At 71.7% G+C, this 12,764-nt stretch carries 10 protein-coding genes; 2 read left to right on the top strand and 8 right to left on the bottom strand.

The annotated features are described in order from the left end of the window. Positions 1-13: 13 nt before the first annotated feature. From ACZ5WK_RS02060 to ACZ5WK_RS02025, 8 genes are all read right to left on the bottom strand, one after another. Positions 14-466, bottom strand: a complete 453-nt coding sequence (locus tag ACZ5WK_RS02060; RefSeq protein ID WP_465544006.1) for a MarR family winged helix-turn-helix transcriptional regulator — start codon at positions 464-466, stop codon at positions 14-16. A 91-nt stretch (positions 467-557) separates the two neighbouring features. Continuing rightward, the gene (locus tag ACZ5WK_RS02055; protein WP_396321625.1) at positions 558-917 is read right to left on the bottom strand and encodes a DUF6204 family protein; all 360 of its coding nucleotides are present in this window, start codon (positions 915-917) and stop codon (positions 558-560) included. Positions 918-1,074: 157 nt separating this feature from the next. Continuing rightward, a complete protein-coding gene (locus ACZ5WK_RS02050; RefSeq protein WP_465544003.1) occupies positions 1,075-2,325 on the bottom strand; it encodes an MFS transporter in 1,251 nt (416 codons plus the stop codon). Positions 2,326-2,330: 5 nt separating this feature from the next. Continuing rightward, on the bottom strand, positions 2,331-3,023 hold the full coding sequence (locus ACZ5WK_RS02045; protein WP_465544001.1) for a GNAT family N-acetyltransferase: 693 nt from the start codon (positions 3,021-3,023) through the stop codon (positions 2,331-2,333). Continuing rightward, entirely contained in the window at positions 3,024-4,424 is a 1,401-nt protein-coding gene (locus ACZ5WK_RS02040; protein WP_465543999.1) for a type III PLP-dependent enzyme domain-containing protein, read from the bottom strand. 23 nt (positions 4,425-4,447) lie between these two features. Continuing rightward, on the bottom strand, positions 4,448-5,761 hold the full coding sequence (locus tag ACZ5WK_RS02035; protein WP_465543997.1) for a DUF6271 family protein: 1,314 nt from the start codon (positions 5,759-5,761) through the stop codon (positions 4,448-4,450). A gap of 14 nt (positions 5,762-5,775) precedes the next feature. Further along, positions 5,776-6,855, bottom strand: coding sequence for a phytanoyl-CoA dioxygenase family protein (locus ACZ5WK_RS02030; protein ID WP_465543995.1), 1,080 nt, complete (start codon positions 6,853-6,855; stop codon positions 5,776-5,778). 928 nt (positions 6,856-7,783) lie between these two features. After that, complete coding sequence (locus ACZ5WK_RS02025) at positions 7,784-8,461, bottom strand: hypothetical protein (RefSeq protein WP_465543993.1); 678 nt, start codon at positions 8,459-8,461, stop codon at positions 7,784-7,786. Between the two features lie 430 nt (positions 8,462-8,891). Between ACZ5WK_RS02025 and ACZ5WK_RS02020 the strand changes: the two genes are divergently transcribed. Next, positions 8,892-9,851: a LysR family transcriptional regulator gene (locus ACZ5WK_RS02020; RefSeq protein WP_465543991.1), complete on the top strand. Its 960-nt coding sequence runs from the start codon at positions 8,892-8,894 to the stop codon at positions 9,849-9,851. 211 nt (positions 9,852-10,062) lie between these two features. Next, a complete protein-coding gene (locus ACZ5WK_RS02015; RefSeq protein ID WP_465543989.1) occupies positions 10,063-12,729 on the top strand; it encodes a collagenase in 2,667 nt (888 codons plus the stop codon). Positions 12,730-12,764: the final 35 nt, after the last annotated feature.

Genomic DNA, 12,764 nt, shown 5'->3' with positions numbered 1-12,764 from the left:
GACGGGCCGGTGGCTACGGGCGGCGGGTGCCGTCGAGGCCGGTGCCGCCGAGGCGGGTGGTCAGCTCGGAGAGCAGGCCGACGTCCTGAGGGCTCCAGTGCGGTGCGGCGAACACCTCGTCGGCGACGTGCCGGGCGGTGGCCAGCATGTCGGTGAGCCGCTCGCGGCCGGTGTCGGTGAGCGAGGCGTAGGCGACCCGGGCGTCGCGCGCGTCCGACTCGCGGGTCACCAGGCCGATGCGCTCCAGTGGTGCCAGCCCGCGGGTGACGCCGGAGGCGGTCAGGCCGAGCGCCTCGGCGAGGTCCACCCGGCGCAGACGGCCGCCGGGCGCCTGCCCCAGGCGGAGCAGCAGGGTGAAGTCGGCCAGGCTGACGCCGTGCAGGCCGCTCAGGCTCGCGTCGAACCGCTTCACCAGTGCCGCCTGTGCGCGCAGCAGACGCAGGGACGCGTCCAGGGTCTCACTCATTGCTGCCTCCTTGACTGCTCAAGCATATCAGCGGACTGAGCAGTCAAGGACGGGCAGAAGGGGGGAGGGGGTGGGGTCGGAGGGGGTGGGGTCAGTCGGTGCGGCCGGCGGCGGCGCGGCGCTGCCGCTTGCCGAGGGCGGCCTGGGAGAGGTCCTCGGCCTGGGAACGCAGGTTCTTGTAGCCGAAGCCGCCTTCGGCGAGCCAGGCCTTCGCCGCCTCCTCGGCGCGTTCGGTCGCGTCCAGGATGTCCTCCTCCGCCTCGCCGGAGTCGAGGAAGCGGAAGGTGAAGGCGGTACGGGCGGTGAGGTCGTAGCTGAGGTGGCCCTCGGGGGTGAAGGCCGCGCGGAGGATGCTGTGCTCGGCGGCGTCGGCGAGGAGCCGGGCGCGCTGGTCGGCGGTGAGTTCGTCGAAAACGCCGCGGACCATGATGCGGAAGGTGCGAGTGGTCATCCCTCGACCCTAGCCAGCGGGGCGGGGCCGGTTCCACCGTGTTTCGGCCGGGGGGCGTCGGGACGCCACCTGGGGAGGCCGGGCGTCGAGGGCCCCCGCCCGGTGAGGGGCGGGGGCCGCGTGAGGGTGCCTGGGGGCGGAGGGACCCTGGTGTGGCTCAGGCCTCCGTGAGGGCCGCCGGGCCCGGGACGGTGCCGCCGGTGGGGTCCTCCTGTGCTGCGGGCTTCGATGCCGCGGGTTCCCTGAGTGCGGGCCAGCGGATCCGGGTGGCGCAGAGCGAGACGGTCCCCGCCGAGGCGGCGACCGCTCCCATGCCCCAGGCCAGGCTGCCCGCGTCGGCGATGAAGCCGATCACGGCCGGGCCCGCCAGCAGGCCGGTCGTGCCCATGGCGGCGACCAGCGAGAGCGCGTCCGAGCCCTGTCGGGCCGCCGCCACGTACACGCAGGGGGTCACGGCTGCGACGCCCACGCCGACCAAGGCGAAGCCGATGAGCGTCGGTACCAGGCCGCCGACCAGCAGGGCCATCGCCAGGCCGGACCCGGCCAGCACGCCGCCGGCCCGGACGATCCGGCCGTCGCCGATGCGGCGGCGCCAGCCGTCGGCGAAGATCCGGGCCAGCACCATCATCACCGAGACGACCGCGATGCCCATCGGCGCCAGCGACGGCGCGGCGTGCACCACGTCCTTGATGTAGAGCGCCGACCAGTCGTTCATCGCGCCCTCGGTGACGGTGCCGAAGACCATGGCGAGGCCCATCCAGATCGTCACGCGGGAGGGGAGGGAGAGCTTGCGGCGCTTCTCCGTCGCGGGCTCGTTCGGGGCGGTCTTCTCCGCGGGCCGGCCCTCACGGAGCAGGCCCGGCTGGGCGAGGCCGAGAACGAGTACGAGCAGTGCGGTCGCCACGCCGAAGTGGACGGCGAGGGTGGTGGTGAAGGCGTTGATGCCGGAGGCGAGCAGCGCGGCCAGCAGCGAGCCGCCGCTGAACGTCGCGTGCAGCCGGGACATCGCGGTCCGCTCGTACCTGACCTCCAGCGCCGCGCCCTGGGCGTTCATCGCGACGTTCAGACAGCCGACGGCGACGCCGTCGCAGAACACGACCAGCAGGGTGACCGGGTAGTTGGGCACCACGGAGAGGGCGAGCAGCACGGCGCCCAGCGCGAGTGCCGAGACGGACGCCAGCACGCGCGAGCCCAGGCGCCTCATCAGGACCGCGACGAGCGGGAAGGAGACGGCGGCGCCGACGCCGCAGACCATCAGCAGCAGGCCGATCTCGGCTTCCCCCAGGTCGAGCCGGGTGCGGAGCGCGGGGAGCCGGGAGACCCAGGTCGCGTACTGGAAGCCGAGGAAGAGGAACAGTGCCGCGATGGCCAGTTGTGCCCGGCGGTAGTCATCGCGAACGCGGAACATGTGCATCAGCCCACTTCGACTCTCGGTGGTGACCCGGCCAGCGGGTCGTTGGTGTGCGCGGTTGCCCCGGCCCCGGCGCCCGCCGTGACGGTGGTGGCGGTCGGGACGGGCTTCAGGGGTGGCAGGGCCATCGACATGTAGAGCGCGCGGTCGCCGTAGCTCTCCGGGAGCGCGACCTCCGGGTCGGCCCGGTAGCCGAGCGGCGCCCAGACGACCTCGCTGCCGCGGACGGCCACCAGCGAGATGGTGGCGTACCCCCGGGCCCGGGCGGTCTCGGCGAGATGGCCGAGCATCAGCGGCGCCAGCCCGCGGCCGCGCAGCTCCTCGGAGATGACGAGGTCGTGGGCGTGCATGTTCGTCGGCCTGCCGGTCGGCCACCCCGGAAGGCCGTCGGACGCTTCCGCGAGGTCGTCGGACGTTTCCGCCAGGCTGTCGGATGCTTCCGCCAGGTCGTCGGACGCCTCCGCCAGGCTCAGGTCGGGGCACCGGAACAGCGGGTACGGCAGGGCGAGCAGGTAACCGCCGAACCGGCCCCGGTACTCCAGCGCGAAGCAGGAGCCGGGCGAGGCGCGGCCCCGGGACTCCAGGGCGGCCCGGCCCTCGGACAGGCCGCTCGCGGCGTAGGCGCGCTCCTCCAGCGCGACCACGTCGTCCCAGTCACCGGCGGCCAGCTGGCGGATGCGGATGTCGTCGGACATCTACTCGGAACCTCCCATGGAGACGTCGCCCCTGCCGATGCAGGTGTACGGGAGCGGCTGGAAGCCGTTGAAGCCCTGCGTCATGTAGGCGGTGGCGTACGCGCCGCAGGAGAAGATCCAGACCGGGTCCCCCGAGGCGGCGGCGAGCGGCACCCGGACCAGGCCGTCCTCGTGGGCGTACGCGTCGTCGCTGTCGCAGGTCGGGCCCGCTACGACGGCGGGTACGACCTGGACGGGCACGCCGTCCCGGCTGTCCCGGCCGGCGCCGCGGTCCCCGCGGTTCCCGCCGTTTCCGCCCTTTCCGCCCTTTCCGCCGTTCCCGCCGTTCGCTCCGGAGGCGTGGGTGGGGAACTCCAGCCGGTACTGCAACTCGTCCATCTCGTACAGGCCGTTGAACTTGCCGCAGCTCAGGTAGAGCCAGTGCTGCCGCTCGCCGGAGAGCTGCTGCCGCGCCGACAGGCGGGCGACGTGGGCCCGGATGGCACCGTGGTCGGCGACCAGGTGACGGCCGGGCTCCAGCAGGAACTCCAGCGGCGAGGCCGACACCTCCCGCAGGCGCTGCATGCCCTCCCGGATCACGGCGAACATCTTGTCCACCGGCGGGTCGAGCGGCCGCCCCCGCTTGTCGAGGACGCCGAGGGCGGGCAGCCCGCCGCCGAGGTTGACGTGGTCCAGCCGGATGCCCCGGCCGGTCAATGTCTCGACCAGGGCGACCAGTTCGTCCAGTGCACTCTGCCAGGCGCCGGAGGTCATCTGCTGCGAACCGACGTGGACGGAGAGCCCGGACGGGGTCAGCCCCGCCGCCCGCGCCGCCTCCAGGACCAGGACGGCGTCCTCGGGCGAGCAGCCGAACTTCCGGCTGAGGCCCCAGAGCGCCCCCTGCCCGGTGGTCGCGAGCCGGCAGAACACCCGGGCACCCGGGGCGTGAACGGCCAGCGCGGCGACGTCCGCCAGGCTGTCCGTCGCGAAGTCGCGGACGCCGAGCCGGTACGCCTCGGCGATGTTCCGGTCGGACTTGACGGTGTTGCCGTAGTGGATCCGCCCGACCGGGACGCCGGCCCGCAACGCCTGTCCGATCTCGTGCGGGCTGGCCGCGTCGCAGCCGGCGCCCAGCTGCGCCAGGGTGGCGAGCACCTCGTCGACCGGGCACGCCTTCATGGCGAACCGGACGGTGATGCCGGGCAGTTCCCGCAGCAGCGCCGCGTACTGGCCCGCGATGCCGTCGAGGTCGTAGATGATCCGGTCGTCGGTGCCCGCGGCCAGGGCGGCGCGCAGGGCCGCGCTGGGGAGGGTCGCGCTGGGCAGGGCTCTGGCAGGTAGGGGCGTGTGGGGAATGCCCGGGTCGCGTAGGGGCGCGCCGGGAACGGCGGCGCCGGCAGGGAAAAACCTTTTCTGATGCATCGTCAGCAGCTCCATGGGCCCGGCTACCGGGCCGTCCGGCCGAGGCCGGTGGCCCGGCTCGCCCGCACCAGTGGGCCCCAGGCCTCGATCAGCCGGGCGAAGGACTCGGCGTCGGCCTGTGCCTCGTCCAGCAGCTGCTCGCGGCGGGGGGCCAGGTGATCGGCGAACTCGGCGTACTTGCCGCCCAGTTCGCGGTAGCAGCGGTCGAGTACGGCGAGCCGGCGGTGGTTCTCGGCGCGGTCGGTGCCGATGCTGCGCCGGACCGAGTCGAGGATCGCGTCGACGCGGACGTGGTGCTCGCCGTCGAGGAGGGCGTCGAGTGCCTCCTCCATGTCGAAGTAGACCGGGTAGAGGTAGAGCATCGACAGCAGGAACTTGGTGAACCGCACCTGGTAGGCGGTGAATCCGGGACCGGTCCGCCGCTCGGGGGTGTAGTAGTTCACGATGTTGCGGTTGTGGACGACGCCGGGGAGTGTCGCGTCGCGGACCACGTGGAGGAGGAAGTAGTCGCTGCCGATGGTGTCGGTCGCGGGCGGCAGCGGCACGCGCTCGTACACCTCGTGGTCGAGGCCGAGGTTGCACATGTCCACCCGCCAGATGTCGGGGAGGTCCAGGACCGACCGGTCGGCGGTGAACGGCTCGGTGCCGGCTCCGGTGAACGAGTCCTCCACCAGCTCCCGCTTCTCCTCCTCCGACGCCCCGGCCGGGGCCCAGAGGCCCACCACCTCGTAGTAGAGGGCCGGGTCCAGTTCCCTGATCTCGCCGATGTCGACCGAGAGTTCGCCGACGAAGGAGCTGCCTACCATGGCCACCGGCTTCTCGGCGTGCACCGGGTCGAGCGTGTTGTGGGTGACGCCGGGTCTCGCGTCGGCGGCCCGCTTGCCGAGCGAGAGCAGCTCGTGGTGGATCGGGAACACCGGGTTTCCGTCGAGGAGTTGGTAGGCGCTGTCGGAGTCCCGGCGGTGGACGGAGGTGCAGCCGAGGGCGGCGGCGAGCAGGAAGGCGCGGTTGGTGCAGGCGCCGTAGGAGACGGCGTCGGGGAGCATCAGGCCGAGGACGGTGTCCGGATCGGCGACGCCGGAGCGGTGGATCACCGCTCGCAGGAACGCGCGCTGGCGGGCCTCGTCGAGGTGGTGCACGGTGACGTTCGGCGTCTCGGGCAGCGCGGCGGCCGCCTTGGCGTGCACGGCGAACGTCGGCTCGTCGGAGGAGTCCAGGAGGAGCAGGTGGACCTCGACACCGAAGTGCTCGGCCGCGTGCGCCGCCTCCTCGCCGACCGCCGAAATCGTGGCGGCGCAGGGCCGGTTGGTGGGCAGGGTCAGGCAGATCCTGTGCATGCCGGTTCTCCGCTTCACCCTTCGGCGTCCTGCGCCTCGGCGTGCTGGGGGTCCTGGTCGGTGGCGGGCTTCCGGTCCTGCTCGTGCCAGGACTCGAGGCCGAGCAGTCTGGTGCCGAGGCCGTTGAGCTCCGCGCGGCCGTACCGCAACGACTCGTGCCGGCGCGCGTCGCCGACCAGCGTCCTGTTCCAGGTCGGCGTGGAGAGGTCGTGCCAGGACTCGATCCGCGAGCGCCTCAGCTCCTCGTGCTCCTCCAACGCCGGCATCATCGACAGGTACTGGACCGCGCGGACGCCGCCCGCCGAGGTGTTCCGGGCCACGCCGTGGGCCAGCATGCCGTTCCAGATCAGCAGGTCGCCGGCGCTCAGCTCGGGCCGGACCACCGGGAACTCGGCGCGGTCGACGGCGGGCCGGATCGGGTCCCGGTCGGCCGGCTGGGCAGCCTGCCACCGGTTGAACTGCCGGAACAGCTCCGGGTTGCACTGGAAGCCGCCGTGGTCCGCCCGGGTGTCGTTGAGCGCGATGATGCCCTGGACGCGCTGCGGCAGCATGCCCTGCGTGGTGTCGACGTCCCAGTGCAGCTCGATGTCGAACCCCGTGTCGGTCGGCTCGATCAGCGCGCGGTCACGGTTCTTCACGTTCGGCGGGTTGAGGTTGAGCCGGTCCAGCGTGACCCACAGCTCCTCGCAGTCCCAGACGTCGACGAACGCGTCGTACACCCGCTGCGCCTGGCGGCTGTCCCAGATCAGCTGGTGCTGGTACGCCTCCACGAAGCCGTAGACGTGCAGGTGCTGGTCCAGCTCGTCACGGAACTCCCGCTCCTCGTACCAGGTTTCCTGCCGCTCGGGGTCGAGCCCCTGGAAGTCCCAGGCGAAGTCCAGCAGGCGCTTGGCCGCCTCGGCGGGAATCGCCTCCTTCACGACCACGTAGCCGTAGGTCTGCCAGAAGGTGAAGTCGTCCTCGGAGAGCACGCGCAGCGGCCGGGACTTCTCGATGTCCTTCAGCGGCGTCCGGGCGAGGTAGGCCTCGCCGTCGTTGCTGAAGTACGGACGGTCCGACGCGGCCCGGTAGAGATATCCGTCAGGGGTCGGCATGCAATCACTCCAAGGATCGGAATACTTCGTGCGGCCAGGCGTGAACCGCGGCCTGGCGGTGGGTCGGTGGCGGTCGCGTCCGGCGGTCGCGTCCGGCCGGTCGCGCGCGTACGGGCGTGCGGGTCTGTGGGCGTGCGGGCGTGTGGGCGTGCGGGCGTGTGGGCGTGTGGTGGTGACGACGGGTGCCGTGGACCGGCGTCGTGTGCGGACGGGGCCGGCGCTTGCGATCCGGCGTGGCGCTCGAAGGGGAGAGGTGCCGGGCGGCGGTCGCCAACGGACCGTCGTGAAGGGGATGCTGGGGGAGGCCGGTGAAGCCGGCCCGGGCCTGCCGCCCACGGGTGAGGGTGTGACCGCCGGGGCAGGGGGCGTGACCGCCCGGGCAGGGCTGCCGGGTGCCATGGAGGGTTGCGATGCTCGCGGTTCCCGGGCGGGTTCTCACGGTCACGCGGTCACGCGGTCACGCGGTCGCTGCGAGTGCTGCTGCGGTTGCTGTTGCGGGTGCTGCTGCGTCGCTGCGCGTGCTGCGGGTTGTCCGCGGAGACAGGGCCGGGGTTCCTTCCTCCTTCTGGTGCTGGAAGCCCCTCGCGGGTCGTTGACACCGTTGGCGGACATGCGGAGTTGTGGGCCAACTCGCGTATCCGGCAGGGCGTCTCGCCAGGACTTTCCGCCTCGTCAAACGTGCTTTCCCCTACGGTGGACTAGACCAACTTGCGATGTCAACCCTTGTTCCGGGAGAGCCTGGTGGTGCTTCTGCGGCCACCCGGACAGGCGGTGACCTGTGCCGGACCTGCGGCCGTGGAAACGGCTCCGGTGGTGGGCGGCGGCCCCTGCCCGGAAAGGGCAGCAGGAGTTCCCCTTACCATCCCGGCGCCGGTCACCCCAGAGGTCAACTCAAGCTGAACTCCGGCGAAGGCCACAGAACGCCTGCTCAGGCGCAGACGTGTTCGTAGGAAGCGTGCGCTGCCCCGTCGGCACCCGGGAACTGCACCCGGTCGGGTGTGGTACTGCCGTCCGCGTGGCGGGCCTGGGCGTACAGGATGCCAAGTGCGGCCCACGGGGTCCTGACGGCGTAGATGGTGCGTTGGCCGTAGGGGATCGGGAAGCGGGTGATGCGTTCGGCGGTGAGGTGCTGGTCGCCGCAGGCGATGTCCAGGACCTCTTCCTGGTCGGCGTAGAGGAAGCTCACCCACCGGCCGCCGTGCACGCTGGCCGGGCCGGCGAGCGCGTTCAGGGCTGGCGTGCTGTCGCCGGGGAGGGGGTTGGTTGTGCAGCCGACTTCCTGGGTAGTGGTGTCGTCCTCGATGTGAAACTCCCGCCCGGTGCAGAACCGGCCGTCTCGCAGGGGCCAGAAGTACCAGATCGTGCCGCCCTCGTCCCGGTAGTGTCCCCACTGATCCTTGGGCTGGTTGTCCTTCGCGGCGGCGCGGATCCGGGCCAGACCTGCCGCGACTTCACCGGAGACCGGCAGCTTGAACGCGCTCGGTGGGATCGTGGCGGACGAGGCCGGGCCGGCGTGCGTGGAAGCGGTGCAGGAGACCAAGGCGGCCACTGCCAGCCCGATGACCGCCGAAATGACGGCATGGTGACGCAGCGAGTCAATCTTCATGTTTCCCCCCGTGTGCAACCGCTTCGATCCTACGGTCAACTCGCCTGTTCGGGACCGAGTTCGGGGGTGTAGGCGCTCAGCGGTACCAGCTCTCGACCGCACAGCGTGGCAGTACCTCACACACCCTCACAGAACGCCCTCTGAGGTGCACCGTCGGTCCGGGGTCCGGCGTCCGGGGGCGGGTCGCGGTTGCCGGCCGGCGGCCCGGCGCGGGGAAGGTCACGGGGTGGTCAGGTGGAGACCATGCGCAGGAAAAAGGTGGTGCCGATCCTGCTGGTCGGACCCCGGGAGGGCCTTGACGGGGCGAAACGCGAGGGGTGATGGTTGGCCGCTGACATGTCATGTGTGCTGTTGCACCGTCCTCGGCGGAACCCGCCCGACGCCGTCGGCCGGGAGGGTCCGGCCGTCGTGCGAGGGGGAGGGGGAGGCCATGGAGCTGGAGCTGCGGCACCTTCGGGTGTTGTGTGCCATCGCCGACGCCGGGAGCGTCGGCCGGGCCGCCGCACTGCTCGGCGCCTCGCAGCCGGCCACCAGTACGCAACTGCGCCGGATCGAACGCCACTTGGGCGCGCCGCTGTTCGAGCGCACGGCCCTGGGGGTGGCGCCGACCTGCTTCGGGGTCGAGGTGCTGGCCGCCGCCCGCGACCTGCTGATGCGCGCCGACGGCCTGGGGCGCCGCCCGGACTCTCCCGACGGGCCGGCCCGCCGGGAGCTGCGCCTGGCCGCGACCAACTCGCCGATGCTGCCGGGGCTGGTCACCCGGGCTCGTCAACAGCGTCCCGACCAGCGGTTCACGGTGACCTCCGTCTACCGGTCCTCCGACATCGTCGACCTGTTGGAGCAGGGGGACGCGGACGCCGCCGTGGCCGTGGACTACCCGGGCCAGGAGCTGCGCCACTCGCCGTCCGTCGCCCATCGCGGCATCGTCACCGAGCCCGTCTTCGTCGTCCTCCCGGCCGACCACCGGCTCCGGCACCGTACCGAGATCGACCTGGTCGACCTGGCCGACGAGGACTGGTTCCTGACCCCGGACGACGGGGCCGGCTGGCACGGCGTCTTCTACGGTGCCTGCGCCGCGGCGGGGTTCACGCCGGCGACCGTGCACGCGTTCCTCGGCGGGCGGCTGGAGCTCCAGGAGATGGTCGCCGCCCGGCTGGGGATCTCCGCCGTCCAGGCGACCACCCGGCCGCTCGCCCACGTGGTGGTCAAACCGCTTGCCGGGACGCCGATCTGGGTCCGCCACCTGCTGGTCTGGCGGCCCGGCGGGGTGAGCGGGGAGGTGGTGGAGACCCTGTTCGGTGCGGCGGCCGCGGCGTACCGGGACCTGATCGCCGCCTCGCCGGCCTTCCAGGCCTGGGCCGCGCGGACGTACCGGCCGACCAGGCCGTAGCGGGCGGTTCGGGCGGTTCGGGCGGCTCGGGGCGGCTCGGGGGTGCGCCGGGGCTCCTTCGCCTCACCTGAGGCCGTGTTATGGCCGGTCGAACAGATGTCATATGACCTGTGACATTGTTCTGAACCTCCGATGACTGGGACGATCGCGTCGGATTCCCCCATGCCTCGGCAGTCGTCAAGCGCCCTCCCCCACAGGAGAAGGACCCACCGTGCGTCTCCGCATACCCCTTCCCGCACTCATGGCCGGCTTCGTCGCCGGCTGTGCCGCCACCGCCGGCCTGCTGCCGGTCCCGGCGCTCGCCGCCGCCGGCCAGGCCGCCCAGCCGACGGCCGCCGCGCAGTCGTCCGTCACCGCCCAGCCGTCGGCCGACGCGGACCCGGCCGTCCCCAAGCCGCTCGGGGCCTTCCTCGCGGCGGACCCGTCCGAGGACATGGCCCCCGTGGCCAAGCCGCTGCCGCCGGCGCTGCTCGGCCAGGTCGTGATGGGCCAGCCGGCCGGGACCAGCGTGCAGACCGCGCCGCGCCCGGGCGCGCAGCAGACGCCCCCGGCCAAGCCGGGCACCTCCACCCACTCCACCGCGGGCGCGGCCGGCCCGCTGAGTGCGGCGCCCGCCGCTGCGGCCGCCGCCGGCGCCGCCGCGACCGCGCAGAGCTGTACCCCGGCCGACTTCGGCAGCCGCAGCGGGGCCGACCTGGTCTCCTTCGTCGAGGGCTCGACCCTGGACTGCGTCAGCACGCTGTACAACGTCACCGGCACCGACGCGGGCAACATCTTCAAGGAACCGAAGATGCTCGCCGTCACCAACGCCTTCCGGAGCCAGGCGGCCGGCTACACCGGTGACAACTCGACCGGCATCCTGCAGCTCGTGCTGTTCATGCGGGCCGGCTGGTACGTGCAGTCGAACAACGCGGGGGCCGTCGGCCCGTACGACGCCGCGCTCACCAGCGCCTCCAAGGCCGGCCTCGACGCGTTCTTCGGGAGCAGCCACTGGACCGACGTCACCGACAACAACGGCACCGTGCTCAACGAGGTGCTGGTCCTCACCGACAGCGCCAACCTGCAGAGCAGCTACCTGGGCGTCTACAAGCAGGTGCTGAACAGCTACAACAACTCGTACAACGCGTACCCGAAGATGCTCAAGGCGGTCAACGCCGTGCTCTCCGCGCCGCTCTGGCGCGGCAACTGGAACGCCGACTTCGTCAAGGCGGTCTCCGCCGACCCGAGCATCGCCACCACCCTCGGCACCTTCGCCATCAACCACAAGGACCTGCTCGGCACGGCGAACGCCTACCTCGACACCAACGCCGGCAACGACCTCGGCCGCATGGCCGGTGACGGCCCCGCCGTCGAGGCCGTGGCCAAGGGCCAGGTCAAGGCGGTGCTCGACGCCAGCCAGATCACCGGCGTCACCGGCCCGCTCTACGTCCACACCGCGTACCAGGCCAACGCATTCGACCCCGGCCAGTGCTCGTACTACGGCACCTGCAACCTGCCGGCAAAGCTGACGGCGGCGGTGCTTCCGAACCAGCTGGTCTGCGACAACCGCACCATCCAGACCGAGGCCCTGTCGCCCGCCGACCTGGCCGCCGTCTGCGCCAGCCTGCGCGGCGAGGACACCTTCTTCCACGGCCTGGTGAAGGACAACGGCCCCATCCCCGGTCAGTACGACAAGACCCTCACCCTCGCGGTCTTCGCCAACCAGGCCGACTACCTGACGTACTCCTGGGCGATCTTCGGGAACTCCACCGACAACGGCGGCCAGACCGTCATGGACCCGACCGACCCCAACAACCAGGCCGTGTGCGTGATGTACCAGAAGTCGTGGAACGACGGCTTCACCGCCAACGTGTGGAACCTCAACCACGAGTACACGCACTACCTGGACAGCATCCACGACATGAAGGGCAACTTCACCACCGAGATCTCCGTCCCGGACATCTGGTGGATCGAAGGCTTCGCCGAGTACCAGTCCTACGCCTACCGCGGCACCACTGACACCCAGGCGATGGCCGAGGCCGCCAAGCACACCTACAAGCTCAGCACCGTCTTCCAGAACACGTACAACAACTCGGACACGGTGCGCACCTACCCGTGGGGCTACCTCGCTGTCCGGTACATGTTCGAGAAGCACCCGGCCGACATCGCGGCCATGCTCGCACGCTTCCGCACCGGTGACTACCAGGGCGGCTACGCGGTCTACAACAACGTCGGCACCGGTTACGACGCCGACTTCGACGCCTGGCTCGACAGCTGCGCCGGCGGCGCCTGCTACGCGGCCGGCCCGACCGCCCTGTTCGGCTCCGCCGTCAACGGCGCGACCGTCACCCTGACCGACAAGTCCGTCCAGACCGGCCCCGGCCAGATCACCGCGTGGCACTGGACCTTCGGCGACGGCGGTTCGTCCGACCAGCAGAACCCGACCCACGGCTACGCCAAGGCCGGCACCTACACCGTGGCGCTGACCGTCACCGACAACACCGGCAGGACCGCCAGCACCCCGGCCTCGGTCACCGTCACCACCGGCACCGGCGGCGGCACCACCCTGCCGACCTGCACCGACCCGCGCACCGACGCGCTCGGCCAGAACTGCTCCCGCTCCAACCTCGCCGGCACCGCCGGCGGCCTCACGTACTTCTACGTCTACCTGCCGGCCGGCACCAGCACCCTGAAGATCAATGCCTCCGGCGGCACCGGCACCGCGTACCTGTACTACAACGCGAACACCTGGGCCTCGTCGAGTGCCTTCACCGCCTCCTCCACCAACCCGGGCTCGACGCAGAGCATCACCGTCACCAACCCGACGGCCGGCTACCGCTACATCAGCCTCTACGCCAACACCGACTTCAGCGGGGTGACGGTCAGCACCCAGTTCTGACCCTCCCGTCCCTGTGTGGGCCACGCCCGCGGCAG

It is taken from the genome of Kitasatospora sp. NPDC032757, from assembly GCF_055579305.1.
Note: the sequence above shows the minus strand (reverse complement) of the source record. Positions and strands in the feature narration are given on the sequence as shown.